Raw genomic sequence first — 17,633 nt, 5'->3', positions numbered from 1 at the left:
GCGGCTGAGCGAGCGCAGCGAGACGACGCGCCCCGCAACGGAGGAGGACTCGCCTTCCGCAGGGAGCATCCTCCCTTCCGGCCCTCCAGAGCGAGAGATCTCCTCCGCAACGGGCGGAGAACTCCGCGTGGGGCGGATTCCTCACACGAGAAAGTCCGCCCGGCGACGAGAACTCCGCCCGGCGGCGCGCATAAGATCGAGAGCGTGTGCACGGTCGTGATCGATGTCGAGGATGCCGCCTCCGTGAGACTCCTCGCGGTGCGCGATGAAGACCCGCAGCGCGAGTGGGATGCCCTGGGCCCGTGGTGGCCCGAGCAGTACCCCGGCGTGATCGGCATCCGCGATCGCCGCGCGGGCGGCGCCTGGCTCGCGGTCGATTCTCAGCGCCGACGCCTCGCCGTGCTGCTCAACCGCGCCGACGTGCAGGAGCTGGCCGGCGACCGCGCCGTCTCGCGCGGATCGCTCGCCCTCGAATCCGTCGCGGGCCGCTCGCCCGAGGGGGCATTGCCGATGCACGGCTTCAACCTGCTCGAGGTCGGCCCCGAGGGCGCGCGCGTGCTCTCGTGGGACGGAGCCGTGCTGCGCGAGACCCCGGTTCCGCTCGGCACGCACATGATCGCCCACGACGATCTCGACGACGCGGTGACCCCCCGCATCCGCACCTGGCTGCCGAGGTTCCGTGCGCTCGCACCGGCCGCAGACAGTGCGGACTGGGTGGCTGAGTGGACCGCTCTGCTCGCCGAGAGCGCCGAGCTCTCTCCCGAGGACGATCGCGCGATCATCCGCGACAACCGCCCGCACGGCTACCCCACGCAGTCGCTGCTGTACGCCACGGCATCCGTCGCTCCGGCCGGCGTGGACGTGCGCGACCACACCCTGCCCTCGCCCGCCCACTGGCACGCCTGACGTCCTCGCCCGGGGTTGCGTAGTCATCCACTCCCTGCGCCGTCTAGCATGGGAGTCCCGGCACGCAAGAGGAGGGCCCATGCCGCCGAAGTCACGCGGTGTCACGAGCATCGACGTCGCCAAAGCGGCCGGGGTCTCGCAGACCACGGTCTCGCGCATCGTGAACGGGCGCGAAGGGGTGTCGGACGACATCCGCGCCAAGGTCGAGGCGGCGATCGAGAAGCTCGGCTACCGCCCCAACCTCAGCGCCCGCAGCCTCGTCACCAGCCGCACCCACACGATCGGCGTCGTACTCGGCGATCCGCGCAACAGCTACTACGCCGAGCTGCTGCACACCATCAGCGGTGAACTCAACCACGCCGGCTACCGCGCCCTCATCCTCTCGGGGCGCGCCGACACCACCGAAGACCTCGCCCGCACGCTCTGGGAGACCAACGTCGACGGCGTCATCCTCACCACCACCCTGCTCTCCCCCGACGACGAGGGACGCATCGTCTCGCTCGGGGTGCCCTCGGTCACGATGGGCCCGGGCGCCGCCCCGGCATCCGATTCGATCTCTCCCGACAACTTCGAGGGCGGACGCATCGCCGCACGGCATCTGCTCGATCTCGGCCACCGACGCATCGGGGTGATCTCGGGGCCTCTGGGTGCGGCATCCGTCAACGACCGGCACCGCGGTTTCCTGCTCGAGTTCGACGCTGCCGGCGTCGCGTTCGACGAGGGCCTGCTGGAGGTCGCCGACCTCGACTACACGCGCGCCTTCGACGCCGCGACCCGCCTGCTGCAACTGCCCGAGCCGCCCACCGCGCTCTTCTGCCACAACGACCTCGTCGCCTTCGGAGCGCTGAACGCGGCGACCGCGCTCGGCGTCGCGGTGCCCGAGGACGTCTCGATCCTCGGTTTCGACGACGTGGCGATGTCGTCGTGGCAGGCGTTCGACCTCACGACGGTGCGGCAGCCGATCCTCGACATGGCGCACGGCGCCGTCGAACTGCTGCTCTCGCGCCTGGCCGCCCCCGAGCAGGATGCCGCGCACGTGCTGCTGCCCTGTTCTCTCGTCGAACGGTCGACGACCCGCGCCCTCTGACGCGGTTCTGAGCGGGGACGCTTCGACAGGCTCAGTGACCCGGTCGCGACGGAGCGCACCGCACTGGGTCCCTGAGCCTGTCGAAGGGCCCCACCACCCACGCGTTGGGCAGGAGAACACTCAGTCCGCAGGGCCAGAACAGCGGATGCCTCCTGCCGAAGGCGAGATCTCCTCCCGTGAGGGATCCGAGCGGGGACGCTTCGACTGGCTCAGCGACCCGGTCGCGACGGAGCGCACAGCACCGGGTCCCTGAGCCTGTCGAAGGGCCCCACCCCGCAGAGTCTCAGGCCGCGGGGGCCTCCTCGACCGCGCACGAGAAGCGGGCGCGGTAGGCGGTCGGCGTCAGGCCGAGCACGCGGGCGAAGTTCTGGCGCAGCACGGCCGCCGAGCCGAACCCGCACTCGCCGGCGATGCGATCGAGAGGCAAATCGGTGCGCTCGAGCATCCGCTGGGCGTGGATGATGCGCTGGCGCGCGAGCCAGGCCGCCGGGGTCGCGCCGTACTCGGCCTTGAACCGGCGGGCGAAGGTGCGCGGAGACATGAGGGCACGGGCGGCGAGCTGATCGACGCCGAGCTCGTCGCGCAGATGCTCGACGGCCCAATCGGCGACCGCGGCGAGCGAGTCGCTCGGCACGACCGGGATCGGCCGGTCGATGAACTGCGCCTGCCCGCCGTCGCGCTGCGGCGGCACGACCATGCGGCGGGCGATGCGGTTGGTGAGCTCGGCGCCGAGCTCCTGCCGCAGTAGGTGCAGGCACGCGTCGATACCGGCGGCCGTGCCGGCGCTGGTGATGATCCGGCCGTCCTGCACGAAGAGCACGTCCGGATCGATCTCGACCTCGGGGTACATCGACGCCATGATCTCGGAGTACATCCAGTGCGTGGTGGCGCGACGCCCGTCGAGCACACCCGCAGCCCCGAGGATGAACGAGGCGCTGCAGATCGTGAGCACCCAGGCACCCCGGGCGACCGCATCGCGGGCGACCTCGAGCAGCAGCGGATCGATGCGGTCCCAGTACTCCCGCGGAACCGGGCAGAAGACGACGAGATCAGCCTCGTAGGCGAACGAGAGGTCGTGCTCGACGTTCAGCGAGAACCCGAGCTTGGAGGCCACGACGCCGGGACGCGGTGCGACGACGCGGAAGTCGAAGTTCGGGACGCCGTCGTTCGACCGGTCGAGGCCGAAGGCCTCGCACGCGAGGCCGAACTCGAACGGGGCGAATCCGTCTTGGACGATGCAGGCGACTGTTTTCATGCGCGCTCCCGAATGGCAGGTTTCATACGACAGGCGTCCATCCTGCCACTCGTGGCAGATCAACGTCGACCGTAGCGTTTCTGCCATGGTACTCCTCATCCTCCTCGCCGCACTGATCCTCTGGGCCCTCGTCGCCACGGTCGTCGAACTGCGCCGCGACGGATACCGCGCCATCCCCACCGACTGGAACCGCGTCGTCGATCGCGAACCCCTGCACCGGGCTTCCCGCTGAGGGGTCAAGACACGCCGTACGGATGCCGTCAAGCACGGCGTGTCTTGACCCCTCGTCGCGAATCGCTCACCCCGCCGAACCACTCCGGCGACTACGCTCGGAGCCATGAGCGACCCGCAGCTGCCTCCCGTTCCCCCCACGGCCCCGAACGGGAACCCCGCGAACCCGCCGCAGCAGCAGTTCCCGAGTGCTCCGCCCGCGGCATCCGCTCTTCCCGCCGATCCGCAGTATCCGGCAGCACCCCCGTACGGCGCCCCGCAGCCGCCCTACGGCCAGCAGGCCCCGCAGCAGCAGGCACCGCAGTATCCCGGAACCTCCACCCCGCAGAGCGCCTACGCCCACCCGGGCTCGGGCGCCTACACCTCTCCGCAGCAGCCCGCGTACGGCGCGACCCCCGCACCGGCACGCCCCGCCGGCCCGAACAACACCCTCGCGCGCGTCGCGTTCATCATCGCCCTCGCGGTCGCCGCGATCGGCGCGCTGCAGGTGCTGACCCAGCCGTTCCTGCTGTCGTCGATCGGTTACTACTCGGGCTACGGCGATGGCGGCTACGGCGTCTTCACGCTGCTGTTCGGCGTCGTCACGTTCCTCGCCAGCGCCGCCGCCCTCGTGCTCGGACTCATCGCGGTGCGGCGCCCCGGCGGCCAGGTGTTCGCGGGCGTAGCGATCGGCGTCGGCGGCGTGCAGCTGCTCGGCATCATCCTGGGCTGGATCTCGAGCCTGTTCTACGCATTCCTGTAAGCGCGCACCCGGCGAGTGGTCAGCCGTCGGCGAGCACGCGCTCGTAGACCTCGACCATGGCGGCGGTGCGCGACGACTGCCGGAAGGCCTCGGCCACCGTGGGTAACGGGGTGGGCGCCGTGCCGGCGGCGATGTCGGATGCCGCGACCCGCAGCGTCTCGGCGAGCGCTGCGACGCGCGCCGGCTCGACGGACGGGGTCCCTGAGCTTGTCGAAGGGTCGGCCACCGCCCAGAACCCGCCCCCGAGTTCGGCGGCGATGTCGGGGTCGCTGATGATCGACGGCGTGCCGAGCGTCGCGGCCTCGAACGGGGTCATGCCCTGCGTCTCGAAGCCGATCGACGTCTGCACCAGCGCATCGGCTGCGGCGATGCGAGCGAGGGTCTGCGGGTAGGTGAGGCGCCCGGCGAATCGTACGCCGTCGTGTCCGGCGACGAGCTTCTCGGCCGCTGCGCGCTGCCCTCCCCCGCCGATGATCTCGAGCTCGGCGTCGATACCGGCCGTGTTCCACGCTTCGAGGAACGGGAGCAGCCGCTTCTCGGGACTCATGCGTCCGAGCCACACGAACCGCGGGCGTCCCGGCATCCGTTCGACCGGCGCCTCGGCGAGCACGGCGGCGCGCACGTCGTCGTCGATGCCGTTCCAGATCACGTCGACCGCATCGAACACGTCGTGCTGCTCGAGCCGGCGGGCGAAGTGCGTCGAGGGGGCGGTGACGGCGGATGCCCCGGCCGCGAGCCCCCGCAGGAACGCCCAGCCGTCGCTGCCGCCGACCGGGCGCCCGGGCGCCGACCCTGCGGCACCTCGCAGCGCCACGCGGCGCCACGCGTTCAACGCTGCGAGCACCGGACGGTGCAGAGGGGTGACGGCCGCGATCCCGACGTCGACGCGATTGTGCATCGTGTGCACGACCGGGATGCCGTGCCGCTGCGCATACCGGTGGCCGATGAAGGCCCCCCAGAAGTCCGCCTGCACGTGCACGAGATCGACGGGCGGACGCGTGGTCATCGCGCGGTCGAGGTAGCGATCGGTCGCCCGCCCCGGCCACGTCATCGAGTACTCCCGGTCGAGCGTGATCGGCATCGAGGGCAGGTCGAGATTCGCGGCATCCATCGCCGCGCCCGCCGCTCGTGGCCCATGCATGCGCGGCGCGACGACGGTGACGGTGTGCCCGGCGCGCTCGAGGAACTCCCGCTGCAGCCGCATCGAGACCTGCGCCCCACCGAGCGAGTCGAGGTGCTGGTCGCCGAAGAACACGACGTGCATGCGCGTCACTCGGGCAGAGGAGCGTCGCGGTACAGCGCCTCGAACGTGTCGAGGGTGCGATTGATGTCGTGGATCGCGACGCCGTCGAGCGACGCCTGCTGCATGCGCGCGTACTCGGCCGGCTCGGCGGTCAGCACGTCGGCGAGGCGTGCGGCGAGTTCGTCGACGTTCCCGGGCTCGAACAGGTAGCCGTTCTCGCCGTGGTGCACGAGGTGCGGGAGCGCGACGGCATCCGCGGCGACGATCGGCAGCGCCGAGGCCATGGCCTCCATCGTCGCGATCGACTGCAGTTCGGCGATCGAGGCGATCACGAACAGACTCGCGCGCGAGAGCAGCGCCCGCAGTTCTTCGTCGGAGGTGCGCCCGTGGAAGGTGACCCGGTCGCCGAGACCGAGCTGGGTGGCGAGGTTCTCGAGCTGCTTGCGCTGGTCTCCGCCGCCGACGATGTCGAAGGTGGTGTCGAGCGCCGGGTCGAGCTTCGTCATCGCCTGCAGGATGACGTCGATCTGCTTCTCGGCCGTCAGGCGCCCGACGAACACGATCCGGTTCTTCTCGCGCGGTGCGATGACCGGGGTGTACTGCGTGCGGTCGATGCCGCAGCTCACCGGGATCACGCCCTTCACCGCGACCGTGCCCTCGAGGAAGTCGGCGGCACGGCGGGTGGGCGTGGTCACCGCGCGGGTCAGGTCGAAGGTGCGCTTGGCATCGGCCCACGCGTGCTTCGTGATGAAACGGTTCACGGCGTCCGGCATCGTCGTGTGCTCGAGGATGTTCTCGGCCATGACGTGGTTCGTGGCGATCACGGGGATGCCGCGCTGGCGCGCGATGCGCGCGAGGCCGCGGCCGATCACGATGTGCGACTGGATGTGCACGACATCGGGGTTGACCCGGTCGAGCACGGTGCGCGCCCAGTGCTTCGAACGCCACGGCCACACGAAACGCAGCCAGTCGTGCGGCGCCCAGCGCACCGACGGCAGCCGGTGCAGGGTCATGCGCTCGCCCTCGATGATCTCGGTGTGCGGCTTCGAGCGGCGGTACGCCTGATTGGGCGCCGAGACGTGGACGTCGTGGCCGCGCTGCACGAGACCGGCGGCCAGACGCTCGGCGAAGCGGGCGGCGCCGTTGATGTCGGGCGCGAACGTGTCGGCGCCGATCAGGATGCGCAACGGTCGCTCCCCGGTGTCGGGTGCGCTGGTCGGGTCGGTGGGAGAAACAGACATGCTGCCTTACGGTTCGCGGCCAGGGGTGCCCCGGAGGACGTTGGCAACTCTACCGGAGGCCCCTGCGCGCGACTCCGAGGCCCACCGGCATCCTCCCGGCAACACCGTCTACCGTGGAGACATGCGACTGACTGCGGATGCCGACCCCTCGCTGTGGATCCCCGTGACCGACTCGCTGGGGTGGAAGGGACGACGCCACCGCAAGGCGGCCATCCGGATGCTCCTGGGCCAGGCGAACGCGGCCCTGGGCGCGACCGAGCGACCGGGCTCGCGCCTCGGGGCGTGGATGATGAGCCAGGCCGCCCCGATGCTGATGAAGCGCGCCGACGGACGCGTGCTGGTGTGGACATGGAAGGCCGACCCCGAGCTGGTCGTCGCGATGGCGACCACGCAGGAGCTCACCCCCGAGGTGCGCATCGCGCGGGCATCGATGCCGATGGAGTACGACGACACGGTCCAGTTCCGCACGGCTCTCGGCGCGGGCGAGAAGCTCGTCGTCGCGATGCCGCCGTCGCCGGCCGCCCCGCCGTTCACGACCTACACGTGGGACACGGGAACGCACCTCGTCACGCTCACCGCGATCTGCAGCGAGCGCGAGCGTTTCGGCACCCTCGACGGCGCGCTCGACGATCTGGCGCGCAGCATCCGCATCGCCGACGATCTCACCGGCGGCGAGTCGCCCGACGTGCTGCGGTTGCCACCGGCCTGACGCGTGCCCGATTCCCGAGCCGTGAGGGGTCAGAACACGCCGCGCGTCGAGGTTCCGGTGCGGCGTGTCATGACCCCTCACGGGGAGAGAAGCGCATGCAGACGAGGGCCGGACGGGCATCCCACGACGGCACGCGCCCGAACCCGCGCGACTCGTAGAGGCGGATGACGTCGGTGCGCCATTCCCAGACCGACAGGCGCACATCGCCCTCACCGGCCGTGATCGCGGCGTCGAGCAGCCCGGATCCCACTCCCCGGCCCCGCACCTCGGGCGAGGCCCAGAGCCGCTTGATCTCGACGCCGTCGGCATCGGGTCGCAGCACCACGACTCCGACGACCTCACGGTCGAGCTCGGCGACGAACACACCGCAGTCGGCGTAGGCATCGGCCGGGTCCTCGACCTCGCGACGGTAGGTCTCGGGCAGAGCGTCGGACGCCGGGGCCGCCCCGTGGGCGACCTTCTCGCTCTCGGTCTGCCGGAGGTAGTCCTCGACGAGGCGCCCGACGGCGACGGCATCCCCCCCGCTGAGATCTGCTGTTCGGATCATTCCTCCAGTCTTCCCCGTCCCGGGGGTCCGGAGAGACCACGGATGCCGTGGCTAGGCTTGCCCGATGGACAACGTCGCCCTCTCCCCCGCCGACCCCCTGCGCTTCGGCGCGAACTACACGCCGCGATCGAAGTGGATGCACGCGTGGATGTCGCTCGACCTCGACGAAGTGCGCCGCGACTTCTCGGCCCTCGCCGACCTCGGGCTCGACCACCTGCGCATCTTCGCGCTGTGGACGGTGCTGCAGCCCAACCGCACGCTCATCCGCGACGAAGCGGTCGATGACGTGCGCGCCGTGGTCGACGTCGCCGCCGAGTTCGGGCTCGACGCGAGCGTCGACGTGATCCAGGGGCATCTGTCGAGCTTCGACTTCATCCCGTCGTGGCTGTTCACCTGGCACGACAAGAACATGTTCACGCACCCCGAGGCGCTGAGCGGGCAGGCCGAGCTGGTCACGCGCCTGGGCGAGCGGCTGACGGACGCCCGCAACTTCCTGGGCTTCACGCTCGGCAACGAGACGAACCAGTTCTCGGCGCAGACCCACCCCTCGCCCTGGCCGGTCACCGAGGCCGAGGCCGCGACCTGGATCACGACGCTGCTCGATGCGGCCGACGCATCCGCCCCCTCGCAGCGCCATGTGCACAGCGAGTACGACGCCGCCTGGTACATGGACGGCCACGGCTTCACCCCGGCGCTGGCCTCGCGGCTCGGCGCGATGACGACCGTGCACTCGTGGATCTTCAACGGCACCGCGCAGAAGTACGGCGGGCGGTCGACGGCATCCGATCGTCATGCCGAGTACATGATCGAGCTGGCGCGCGCGTTCGCGACCGACCCCCACAAGCCGATCTGGCTGCAGGAGGTCGGCGCTCCGTCGAACTGCCTCGCCCCCGAGCAGACCCCCGACTTCCTCGAGGCGACGCTGCGCTCGGTCGCGCGCACCGACGACCTGTGGGGCGTGACGTGGTGGTGCTCCCACGACGTGAGCCGCGATCTCGCCGACTTCCCCGACCTCGAGTACACGCTCGGACTCGTCGATCAGACGGGCACCGCCAAGCCGATCGGCCGACGGTTCGCCGAGCTGATCCCCGAGCTGCGAAAGCGCCGTCCGGCGCCGGCGCGCACGCTCGGCATCGTGGTCGAGGTCGACGATGCCGAGACGCCGATCAGCCGCGGCGCGATGAGCCCCGGCGGCTCGATCTTCCAGGCGTGGGTGGACGCCTGCGAGTCCGGCGCCGACCCGGCGTTCGTGACGTCGACGGATGCCGCCGACCCGGCGCTGCTCGAGGCCCGCGGCATCACCGAGCTCGTGCGGCCGGTCGTGGAGCGCACCGCGTACGTGTCGCGCAACACGGAGGTCTGAGCGGGCTCGTCGGGTGCATCGATCGGTGCGAAACGTCGGTCATCCGCTCCGATAGCCGGCATTGTGCACCGATCGATGCACACGCGAAACGGTCGATGCGCACACGAAAAGGGGCGGATGCCGAAGCATCCGCCCCTCACCCCTCCGGGGGTCTCAGACCGCGACGTCGCCGACGAGGTTGACCTTGATGCCCATGCCCGCGAACATCGCGGCCTTGGCGATGAGCGCCTTGTCGGCGGTCTCGGCGTCGGGCGCGTAGACCGTCTGGGCGTGGTTGGCCTTGTGGCGGGCCATGAACTGGTCGCGCGAGACGCCGTGCAGCACGACGTGCGCGATCGGCCACTCCGGGTTCGTGGCGTCCTTGCGGCGCTGCGTCTCCTCGGCGGGCAGCTCGACGACGGATGCGCGGAAGATGTCGGCCTGCAGGATGCCGTCGGCGATGAACACGCGCGAGAGCACGAGCTCGCCGGGCTTCGAGACACCGTTGATCGTGGCGCCGCCCGCGGGGAAGAACACGTGGCCCTGGCGCCAGCCCTCGGCGTTCTGCCAACCGCCGAGGTGCGAGGCGGGCACCGAGCCCGAGATCTCGTAGACCCAGACGAACTGGCCGTCGAACTCTTCTCCCCAACGCACGTCGTGCAGGGTGTTGTCGGGCACCAGGCCCATCGCGCGCCACACCCGGTCGGTGACGAGCGCATCGACGGCGACGCCCTCGTCGGCCTCGTTGAAGTGCGGGAAGGCGCGGCCCTCGTGCAGCACACGCGAACCGTCGCGCGAGGTGACCGGCGGGCGCTCGGTGGAGTTCAGGATGCCTTCGGCGAGGTCGGATGCCGGTACCAGGTCCTTCAGACCCTGCTGGTACTGGATGCCGACGGCGTCGAGCCCGAAGTCGTCGGCGATGCGGAGGGCGGCGATGTACATCTTGAGCTGCCACTGCACCTGCTCGCGGGTGAGCTCGGTGGCGGCATCCTCGCCGTAGACGAAGGTCATGCCCGCATCGATCAGCCAGTCGTAGGCGGCATCCGCCTCGGCCTCGCTGACCTCGAGCATCTCGGCGTACAGCGCGGACTGCGACAGGCGCTCCTTGTAGATGCCGGCCCGGTTGAGCAGCTCGTCGTCGAAGATGGCGTTGTACATGCCCATGCAGCCCTCGTCGAAGACGCCGATGATGGCCTTCTCGGCGAGCAGCTCGGCGGCGAGCGCCTCACCCAGCTGCTTCTCGGGGCTGTCGGGAAGCTCGGGCAGCGGGCGCACGTGGGAGGCATCGTGGGTGATGGCGCCGGTCTCGGTCCACTCCTTGATGCCGTTCTTGAACCACTCGTCGGTGAAGTCGACCGACCAGATCGTCGCGTAGGGCTTGTCCATCTTGGTGAGGCCGGCGTTCAGCCCGAGCAGCCCGACGAGTCCGGGCCAGTCGCCCGCGAAGTTCGCGACCGTGAGGATCGGCCCCTGGTGCGTGCGCAGCCCGGCGAGCACGTGGTGCGAGTACTGCCAGACGGCCTCCGCGACGATGAGCGGGGCATCCGTCGGGATGTTCTTGAAGACCTCGAGGCCCATGCGCTGGCTCGAGATGAAGCCGTGGCCGGTGGCGGGGTCGACGTCGTTGGCGCGGATGACGGTCCAACCGAGGTCGTTGAAGACTCCGGTGACGCCCGCTTCGAGCTCGACCTGCACGGGCCAGCCGCCGGTGTTGGCGGCCTCGCGCAGGTCGCCGGATGCGATCAGGTACGCGGTCTTCGGGGCGGATGCCGGGCGGGATGCCGGGGTCGGCAGGGTGTAGGTCATGATTCCTCCGATGCGGGGGTGGATGCGGTGGTCGTGGGGCGGGTGGCGCCGCGCTGCTCGGCGGCGAGTTCGTGCACGACGTCTCGGGTGCCGGCGTACAGGCGCACGTACCGGTCGAAGAGGGTGTCGTAGGTCGTGCGCAGTTCGGCGTTCGGAGTGATGGTGTCGGTCACCGGGTTCCACTCGGTGATGAGCGGGGGCTCATCGGCGGTGGCCACCGCGGCGAGGAAGGCCGCACCGTAGCTCGCGCCGATCGTGGTCGCCGGAACCTCCTGCACGAGGCCGGTGACGTCGGAGACGACCTGCAGCCAGAGGCGGCCCTGCGTGCCGCCGCCGACGGCGACGATGCGGCGGATGTCGGCGCCGGCCGCGCGCATGGTCTCGACGTTGTGGCGCACGCCGAGGGCGGTCGCCTCGAGGGCCGCGCGATACAGATCGCCGCGGGTGTGTTCGAGGGTGAGACCGGCGACCACGCCGCGGGCGTCGGGGTCTTGGATCGGGGTGCGCTCCCCCGCGAAGTACGGCAGGACGAGCAGGCCCCGGGCACCCGGGCCGGATGCCTCGGCCTCGGCGAGGAGCTGCGGGTAGTCGGCATCCGTCAGGTCTGCGAGCCACGCGGTCAATGCGCCCGAGGTCGAGAGGCCGCCCGCGAGGTTGCGGGTGCCGGGGAAGGCGCCGGCGGTGGTCCACATCGACGGGGTGCGGAGGGTCTCGTCGCCCGTCGCGACGAGGAACATGGTCGTGCCGTACATGAGCATGAGGTCGCCGACCTCGTGCGCGCCGACGCTGACGGCCTCGGTCCACGCGTCGATCGTGCCGGCGATGACGGGGGTGCCCGCCGGAATGCCGGTGATCTCGGATGCCTGCGCCGTCACGGTGCCCGCGATGTCGCCCGCCCAGGCGAGGCGCGGCTGCACGATGGCGGTCGCGTAGCGGCCCCAGAAGGGGGCGTGCCAGCGCTCGTTCTCGATGTCGTAGAGCGGCGAGACCTGGCTGGCCGACTGGTGGTCGAGCACGTAGGCGCCCGTGAGCCTGCGGGCGAGCCACGACGCCGGCATGAAGAGGCGGCGGGCGCGCGCCCAGGCATCCGGCTCCTCCTCGGCGATCCACGCGATCTTCGGGCCGCCCGCCTGCGAGGTGAGCACCGATCCGCCGACGCGGGTGATCTCGTCGACGCCGAGGTCGGCGGTGATGCGCTCGATCTGGGCGGTCGCGCGGGTGTCGACGCCGTAGAGGATCGCGGGGCGCACGGGCTCGTCGTTCTCGTCGGCGAGCAGGATGCACGGGCCCATGCCGCTCACTCCGACGGCGGTGAGTTCGGCATCGGGCCGGGCGGCGATCAGTTCGCGTGCGATGTCGGCGAACTCGTCCCACCAGATCGCGGCATCCATCTCGACCCAGCCGGTGCGCGGCCGCGAGACGTCGTGCGCGCGGGTGGCGGTGGCGAGGATCGTGCCGTCGGATGCCGTGAGCACGCCCTTGGTGCTGGATGTGCCGACGTCGACCCCGAGGGTGCATCGCATGGTGTGTCCTCCTTGATCACGCTCGGTTCAGGATATGTGAAATCGATTTCAGATCGCAAGTGGAGTTTGTGGTTGCGTAGTCAGCGCGGGACTGGTCCGCGACATCTCGCAGATCTGCGGAGTCTCCCAGCGTTCTCTCCCTCCTGCTTCGAGATTCTGCAGAAATGCGAGATTGTGCGCGGGGTGCGGAGGGGAGCAGGTAAGGGGGCCGGGAAGGAGGGGCGGGGAAGGGGAGAGCGGGGAGGGGAGAGTCAGCCCCGGGCCGCGCTCGCGTGCCGGGTCTCGCCGCGCAGCACGACTGTGCGGGCGGGCTTTGAATCTCCGGCGATGCGCTCGAGCAGCATGCGGGCGGCCGTCACGCCCATGTGCCGCGCGGGCAGGCGCACGATGCTCACGGCGGTCGGCGAGAGCGTCGTGAACGGCAGCGATCCGACCACCGCGACACCCACCGCGGGCGGGGTGAGACCGCGTTCGGTGAGCACCTGGATCGCACCGACGCCGATGAGGTTGTTACCGGCGACGACGGCATCCGGCGGTTCGGGGAGCGCCAGCAGCTCCTCCATCGCCGCCCGCGCGCCGTCGACCCGGAACGTCGCGAACCGCTGCAGCGCCGCGATGTCGGCCTCGCGCCCGGCATCCGTCAGCGCCTGTCGCCACCCGGCGGCACGATCGGCGGCCGTGTCGATGTCTTCCGGCCCGCCGATGTAGGCGATGCGGCGGTATCCGGCCGCGATCAACGAGTCGGTCGCCGCGACACCCGCCTCCCGGTTCGCCATCACGACGCCGTCGAGGTCGTAGCGCGTGGCGCGGTCGACCGCGACGACGGGGCGACCGGTCGCGAGGATGCTGTCGAGGCTCGTGGCGTCGGAGGCCGCGGCGATGATGACGCCCGACATGTGCTCCGCGATCGCGATCTGCAGGTAGGTCGACTCCTTGGCGGGCTGCGAGTCGGAGTTGCAGAGCACGACCGAGTACCCGGCCTCGCTCGCGACGTCTTCGACCCCGCGCGCCATCTCGGTGAAGTACGGGTTCTCGATGTCGGGGATGACGAGGGCGATCACCTCGGAGGTCTGCGTGCGCAGACTGCGGGCGGCGCGGTTGGGCGTGAAGTCGAGATCGGCGGCGGCCCGACGCACGGCCTCGACCTTCTCGGGCGAGACCTTGGTGCCGTTGAACACCCGCGAGACGGTCGCCGGCGAGACGCCTGCGCGCTCGGCGACGTCGTAGATCGTGGTCATGTCCCGCCCTCTGCTGCCCGGATGCTTCACCCTATCCGCCCCGCCGGTGCATCGATCGGTGGAAAGCGTCGGCTCTGGCCCGCGAGAACCGTCATTTCGCACCGATCGATGCATGTGGGCAGGGTCAGGCGGCATCCTCCTCGGCGGTCGTCGCGATGTGGTGCTGCAGACGTGCGTGCACCTCGTCGAGTCGAGCGCGCGCGGCGTCGTCGAGAGCCGGCAGGGGCGAGCGGCAGTCGCCGAGCGACAGAGCGGATGCCTTGCCGCCGAGGTACTTCGCGGCGCCGAAGACCCCGACCTCGACCATCGCCTCGACCGTGTCGTTGATGCGCACCTGCACCGCGCGTGCCCCGGCGAGGTCGCCCGCCTCGAATCTGCGGCGCAGCGACAGGAAGAGGTCGATCTGCAGAGCGACGGTCGTGCCGATCGCGCCTCGCGCACCGATCGAGAGTGCCGGCAGATAGAACTCGTCGAACCCGTTGATGAGCGTCTGGTGCGGGTAGCGCTGCAGGATGCGCTCGGCGCCGTAGAGGTTGCGCGAGGTGTGCTTGACGCCGATCACCTGCGGCAGGGCGAGCAGCTCGTCGAAGCCGCCCTCCGAGATGTCGCGGCCGGTGAACTGCGGGATGTTGTAGAGCACGAACGGCAGGTCGACGGCGTCGATCACCGTGCGGAAGTGCCGCACGACGTCGGCCGTGGAGTACCCGTAGTAGAGCGGCGGGATCATCGAGATCGCGCCGACCCCGGCATCCTTCGCCGCCTGCGCGATGCGCACCGCCTCTCCGGTCGACATGGCACCCACGTGCGAGACGACGGGCACGCGCCCGGCGGCGGCCGCGACGGCGGTCTCGGCCACCGCGACGCGCTCGGCCTCTGCGAGCAGCACGCCCTCCCCCGACGAGCCGCACACGTAGACGCCCTCGACACCCCGGCGGATGTCGCCGTCGAGCATCGCGGCGAGCGCCTCGTGGTCGACGCTCTCGTCACGGTGCATCGGGGTGACCGCGGCCATGAACAGACGCGTGCCCAGCAGGTCGCTCACCACGCCGTCCACCCGCCGTCGACGACGACGTTCGACCCGGTCATATAGGTCGAGGCGTCGGAGGCGAGAAAGACCAGGGCGCCGTTGAACTCGTTCGCCTCGGCCATGCGCCCGATCGGCATGCGCGCGGTGTAGTTGGCCTGGAAGGTCGCGTCCTGCGTGTCGCGGCGCACGCCCGAGGGCGTGAGCGTGTTGACGCGGATGCCGGCGCGCCCCCAGTACGTCGCGCAGTAGCGGGTGAGGTTGTAGAGGCCCGATTTCGCGGCCGAGTACGCGACCGGCTTGATGAACGGGATGCCGGTCTGCTCGGCCTTGTAGGCGTAGATGTCCTGCACCGGCGAGACCATGCCGTAGATCGACCCGACGTTGACGATCGAGCCGCCGAGTCCGGCGTCGCGCATTCGACGACCGGCCGCCTGGGTGACGAGGAAGGTGCCGACCAGGTTCGTGTCGACCACCTCGCGGAACACCTCGACGGGGAACTGCTCGAACGGCCCCGACACCTCCGGCGGAGCGCTGGGCTGCGTGTCGAGGCCGGCGTTGTTGACCACGACGGTCGGCACGCCCCAGGTCTGCGCGACGCGGTCGAATCCGGCATCCACGCTCTGCTGATCGGTGATGTCCATCGCGACCGCGAGCAGTCGGCCCTCGGGGTCGGAGATGCCGAGCTCGGCCGACGGGTCGGCCACCTCGCGGCGGGAGGTGACGGCGACGCGCGCGCCGCGGCCGTGCAGTTCGCGCACGAACTCCGCGCCGATCTGGCCGAAGCCGCCGGTGACGACCACCACCTTGTCGCGCACGGAGAACAGCGGGTCGAATCCTTCAGACATGTCTTTCGATACTCCAGGTTGCAGGGCGCTCAGCCCTTGACGGATCCGGCGGTCAGGCCCGACACGATGCCGCGCTGCGCCCACAGGAAGAAGATGATGGCGGGCAGGGCGAACAGCAGCGCGCAGAACATCACCACGTTCATCGGCGTGTAGAACTGGCCGAGGAACGACGACAGCCCGACGGATGCCGGCCACAGATCGCTCGACGAGATGAAGGTGTTCGCGAACATGAACTCGTTCCACCCGTCGAAGAACGCGATGACCGAGGCCGCCGCGATGCTCGGCATGATCAGCGGGAGCACGATCGTGGTGAGGATGCGCAGGCGCGAGCATCCGTCGATGCGCGCCGACTCCTCGATCTCGTAGGGGATCTTGTCGATGCCGCTCTTGATGATGAACATCGCCACCGGCATCACGAAAGCGGTGTCGGCGAGCACGAGGCCCCAGTGGCTGTTGAGCAGCCCGGCGCCCGCGAAGATCGCGTACAGCGGCACGATGATCAGCGCCTCGGGCAGCATCTGGGTGCTGAAGAAGATGAACCCCGCGACGCCGCGGCCGTGGAACCTGTAGCGGCTGAGCGCGTAGGCGGCCATGGTCGCCAGCACGAGGCTGAGGACGGTGGTGCCCGCGGCGATCACGAACGAGTTGCCCAGCCAGCGGAAGATCGGGATGTCGGCGAGGAACCCGCCCCACTGACCGATGTTCTGCACCTCGGGCACGAGGGGCTGCGATCCGCCGTACAGCGAGGACTCGGTGCCGAGCGAGGTCGACAGCATCCAGTAGACGGGAAAGCCGCAGAACACGACGAGCAGAGTGATCAGCGCGGCCTTGCCGAGGCTGCCGAACTTGGCGGCGACGCCACGACGGCGCGGGAGGTCGGTGGGAATGCGCACGGTGGTCATCGCTGGCTCTCCTGACGTTCCTGGATCTGCTCGACGATGAAGTACACGACCGTGACCAGCAGCGAGAGCACGAGGCCCAGGGCGCCGATCGCGGCGGCCCGCCCGAGGTTCTGGTCCTGGAAGGCGGTGCGGTAGACGTTCACCACGAGCGTGTTGGTGACGTCGAGCGGTCCACCGCCGGTGATGAGGAAGATGATCTCGAAGCGCCGGATCGACCAGATCGTCATGAGCAGGGTGATGACGCGGACGGTCGGCATGATGTGCGGCAGGGTGACCGCGCGGAACGACTGGAAGCGCGTCGCGCCGTCGACCCAGGTCGCCTCGCGGAGCTCGTGCGGCACGCTCTGCAGCGCACTCAGCATCACGAGCATGACGAGCGGGGTGAGCTTCCAGACCGTCGCGAGTGTGACGGCGAAGAGTCCGTACTGCGGATCGACGAGCCAGCCGTGCTGCCCGAGCCCCAGCGCACTGGTGGTGCGGTTCAGGATGCCCTGCTCGTTGTTGTAGATCCACACGAAGATGAGGGCGGCGGCGACCGTCGGCACGGCCCACGGGATCGTCGCGATCGCGCGGATGATGCCGCGGCCCTTGAACGCGGTGTTCAGCAGCAGGGCGCCGGCGGTGCCGATCGCGACCGAGAACACGACGGTGAAGAGCGTGTAGAGCAGCGTCGTGGCGACCGACGACCAGAACTTGTCGCTCGAAAGCAGGTAGTCGTAGTTCTCGAGACCGACCGCCCGACCACCCGCGGGGTTCACGAGCTTGGTCGCCGTGAACGACAGCAGCACGCCGCGGATCAGCGGGAAAACCGTGAAGATCGCCAGATACGCGATCGCCGGGAAGAGGAAGAGGTAGGCGCCGTTGCGCTCGATGAAGCGCGAGATCGCGCCGCTGTCGCGGCGACGCCTCGGCGGCGAGGCAGGGGGCGCAGTCTGCGGCGCCTCGAGCGTGGGGGTGGCCATGGCCGGGTGTCCTTTCGCGTGTCGCGG

The 17,633-nt window shown here is 70.2% G+C and carries 17 protein-coding genes; 6 read left to right on the top strand and 11 right to left on the bottom strand.

The genetic code is table 11. The features are described 5' to 3' along the window. Positions 1-204: 204 nt before the first annotated feature. Complete coding sequence (locus ACIPVN_RS11620; RefSeq protein WP_400442862.1) at positions 205-906, top strand: NRDE family protein; 702 nt, start codon at positions 205-207, stop codon at positions 904-906. Positions 907-985: 79 nt separating this feature from the next. Beyond that, the gene (locus ACIPVN_RS11615; protein ID WP_400442861.1) at positions 986-1,993 is read left to right on the top strand and encodes a LacI family DNA-binding transcriptional regulator; all 1,008 of its coding nucleotides are present in this window, start codon (positions 986-988) and stop codon (positions 1,991-1,993) included. A gap of 283 nt (positions 1,994-2,276) precedes the next feature. Here ACIPVN_RS11615 and ACIPVN_RS11610 read toward each other — a convergent pair whose 3' ends face one another. Further along, positions 2,277-3,248, bottom strand: coding sequence for a GlxA family transcriptional regulator (locus ACIPVN_RS11610; RefSeq protein ID WP_400442860.1), 972 nt, complete (start codon positions 3,246-3,248; stop codon positions 2,277-2,279). 85 nt (positions 3,249-3,333) lie between these two features. Here ACIPVN_RS11610 and ACIPVN_RS11605 point away from each other — a divergent pair, with 85 nt between their 5' ends. Further along, positions 3,334-3,480 (top strand): hypothetical protein, encoded by a 147-nt coding sequence (locus ACIPVN_RS11605; protein WP_400442859.1) that lies wholly within the window; start codon positions 3,334-3,336, stop codon positions 3,478-3,480. 105 nt (positions 3,481-3,585) lie between these two features. Further along, positions 3,586-4,221: a hypothetical protein gene (locus ACIPVN_RS11600; protein ID WP_400442858.1), complete on the top strand. Its 636-nt coding sequence runs from the start codon at positions 3,586-3,588 to the stop codon at positions 4,219-4,221. Positions 4,222-4,240: 19 nt separating this feature from the next. Here the strand turns inward: ACIPVN_RS11600 and ACIPVN_RS11595 are convergent, their stop codons facing one another. Together ACIPVN_RS11595 and ACIPVN_RS11590 are read right to left on the bottom strand one after the other, a co-directional pair. Further along, entirely contained in the window at positions 4,241-5,485 is a 1,245-nt protein-coding gene (locus ACIPVN_RS11595; protein WP_400443362.1) for a glycosyltransferase, read from the bottom strand. A gap of 5 nt (positions 5,486-5,490) precedes the next feature. Further along, positions 5,491-6,705, bottom strand: coding sequence for a glycosyltransferase (locus ACIPVN_RS11590; protein ID WP_400442857.1), 1,215 nt, complete (start codon positions 6,703-6,705; stop codon positions 5,491-5,493). A 121-nt stretch (positions 6,706-6,826) separates the two neighbouring features. Here ACIPVN_RS11590 and ACIPVN_RS11585 point away from each other — a divergent pair, with 121 nt between their 5' ends. Then, on the top strand, positions 6,827-7,414 hold the full coding sequence (locus ACIPVN_RS11585; RefSeq protein WP_400442856.1) for a hypothetical protein: 588 nt from the start codon (positions 6,827-6,829) through the stop codon (positions 7,412-7,414). A gap of 67 nt (positions 7,415-7,481) precedes the next feature. Here the strand turns inward: ACIPVN_RS11585 and ACIPVN_RS11580 are convergent, their stop codons facing one another. After that, positions 7,482-7,961 (bottom strand): GNAT family N-acetyltransferase, encoded by a 480-nt coding sequence (locus ACIPVN_RS11580; RefSeq protein ID WP_400442855.1) that lies wholly within the window; start codon positions 7,959-7,961, stop codon positions 7,482-7,484. A 64-nt stretch (positions 7,962-8,025) separates the two neighbouring features. Between ACIPVN_RS11580 and ACIPVN_RS11575 the strand changes: the two genes are divergently transcribed. Further along, on the top strand, positions 8,026-9,324 hold the full coding sequence (locus tag ACIPVN_RS11575; RefSeq protein ID WP_400442854.1) for a glycosyl hydrolase: 1,299 nt from the start codon (positions 8,026-8,028) through the stop codon (positions 9,322-9,324). A gap of 153 nt (positions 9,325-9,477) precedes the next feature. Here ACIPVN_RS11575 and ACIPVN_RS11570 read toward each other — a convergent pair whose 3' ends face one another. The 7 genes from ACIPVN_RS11570 to ACIPVN_RS11540 all read right to left on the bottom strand — a co-directional run bounded on the left by ACIPVN_RS11570 (position 9,478) and on the right by ACIPVN_RS11540 (position 17,606). Next, positions 9,478-11,109, bottom strand: a complete 1,632-nt coding sequence (locus ACIPVN_RS11570) for a fucose isomerase (RefSeq protein WP_400442853.1) — start codon at positions 11,107-11,109, stop codon at positions 9,478-9,480. Beyond that, a complete protein-coding gene (locus tag ACIPVN_RS11565; RefSeq protein ID WP_400442852.1) occupies positions 11,106-12,632 on the bottom strand; it encodes an FGGY-family carbohydrate kinase in 1,527 nt (508 codons plus the stop codon). Before ACIPVN_RS11565 ends, ACIPVN_RS11570 begins: the two co-directional genes overlap by 4 nt. A 251-nt stretch (positions 12,633-12,883) precedes the next feature. Beyond that, positions 12,884-13,870, bottom strand: a complete 987-nt coding sequence (locus ACIPVN_RS11560; protein WP_400442851.1) for a LacI family DNA-binding transcriptional regulator — start codon at positions 13,868-13,870, stop codon at positions 12,884-12,886. 124 nt (positions 13,871-13,994) lie between these two features. Then, positions 13,995-14,912 (bottom strand): dihydrodipicolinate synthase family protein, encoded by a 918-nt coding sequence (locus tag ACIPVN_RS11555; RefSeq protein ID WP_400442850.1) that lies wholly within the window; start codon positions 14,910-14,912, stop codon positions 13,995-13,997. Continuing rightward, entirely contained in the window at positions 14,909-15,742 is an 834-nt protein-coding gene (locus ACIPVN_RS11550; protein WP_400442849.1) for an SDR family oxidoreductase, read from the bottom strand. Before ACIPVN_RS11550 ends, ACIPVN_RS11555 begins: the two co-directional genes overlap by 4 nt. A gap of 29 nt (positions 15,743-15,771) precedes the next feature. Continuing rightward, positions 15,772-16,644, bottom strand: coding sequence for a carbohydrate ABC transporter permease (locus ACIPVN_RS11545; RefSeq protein ID WP_400442848.1), 873 nt, complete (start codon positions 16,642-16,644; stop codon positions 15,772-15,774). Next, entirely contained in the window at positions 16,641-17,606 is a 966-nt protein-coding gene (locus tag ACIPVN_RS11540; protein ID WP_400442847.1) for a carbohydrate ABC transporter permease, read from the bottom strand. Before ACIPVN_RS11540 ends, ACIPVN_RS11545 begins: the two co-directional genes overlap by 4 nt. Between the last annotated feature and the right edge of the window lie 27 nt (positions 17,607-17,633).

Origin of the sequence: Microbacterium sp. NPDC090003 (assembly GCF_044748385.1) — a bacterium.
In the GTDB taxonomy this organism is placed as follows: domain Bacteria; phylum Actinomycetota; class Actinomycetes; order Actinomycetales; family Microbacteriaceae; genus Microbacterium.
This window is presented reverse-complemented; position numbering and strand designations above follow the sequence as displayed.

Excerpts from the sequence above, each read along its gene's own strand:
- ACIPVN_RS11615 (WP_400442861.1), top strand. The coding sequence starts at position 986 with ATGCCGCCGAAGTCACGCGGTGTCACGAGCATCGACGTCGCCAAAGCG.
- ACIPVN_RS11610 (WP_400442860.1), bottom strand. The coding sequence starts at position 3,248 with ATGAAAACAGTCGCCTGCATCGTCCAAGACGGATTCGCCCCGTTCGAG.
- ACIPVN_RS11605 (WP_400442859.1), top strand. The coding sequence starts at position 3,334 with ATGGTACTCCTCATCCTCCTCGCCGCACTGATCCTCTGGGCCCTCGTC.
- ACIPVN_RS11600 (WP_400442858.1), top strand. The coding sequence starts at position 3,586 with ATGAGCGACCCGCAGCTGCCTCCCGTTCCCCCCACGGCCCCGAACGGG.
- ACIPVN_RS11595 (WP_400443362.1), bottom strand. The coding sequence starts at position 5,485 with ATGCACGTCGTGTTCTTCGGCGACCAGCACCTCGACTCGCTCGGTGGG.
- ACIPVN_RS11590 (WP_400442857.1), bottom strand. The coding sequence starts at position 6,705 with ATGTCTGTTTCTCCCACCGACCCGACCAGCGCACCCGACACCGGGGAG.
- ACIPVN_RS11585 (WP_400442856.1), top strand. The coding sequence starts at position 6,827 with ATGCGACTGACTGCGGATGCCGACCCCTCGCTGTGGATCCCCGTGACC.
- ACIPVN_RS11580 (WP_400442855.1), bottom strand. The coding sequence starts at position 7,961 with ATGATCCGAACAGCAGATCTCAGCGGGGGGGATGCCGTCGCCGTCGGG.
- ACIPVN_RS11575 (WP_400442854.1), top strand. The coding sequence starts at position 8,026 with ATGGACAACGTCGCCCTCTCCCCCGCCGACCCCCTGCGCTTCGGCGCG.
- ACIPVN_RS11570 (WP_400442853.1), bottom strand. The coding sequence starts at position 11,109 with ATGACCTACACCCTGCCGACCCCGGCATCCCGCCCGGCATCCGCCCCG.
- ACIPVN_RS11565 (WP_400442852.1), bottom strand. The coding sequence starts at position 12,632 with ATGCGATGCACCCTCGGGGTCGACGTCGGCACATCCAGCACCAAGGGC.
- ACIPVN_RS11560 (WP_400442851.1), bottom strand. The coding sequence starts at position 13,870 with ATGACCACGATCTACGACGTCGCCGAGCGCGCAGGCGTCTCGCCGGCG.
- ACIPVN_RS11550 (WP_400442849.1), bottom strand. The coding sequence starts at position 15,742 with ATGTCTGAAGGATTCGACCCGCTGTTCTCCGTGCGCGACAAGGTGGTG.
- ACIPVN_RS11545 (WP_400442848.1), bottom strand. The coding sequence starts at position 16,644 with ATGACCACCGTGCGCATTCCCACCGACCTCCCGCGCCGTCGTGGCGTC.
- ACIPVN_RS11540 (WP_400442847.1), bottom strand. The coding sequence starts at position 17,606 with ATGGCCACCCCCACGCTCGAGGCGCCGCAGACTGCGCCCCCTGCCTCG.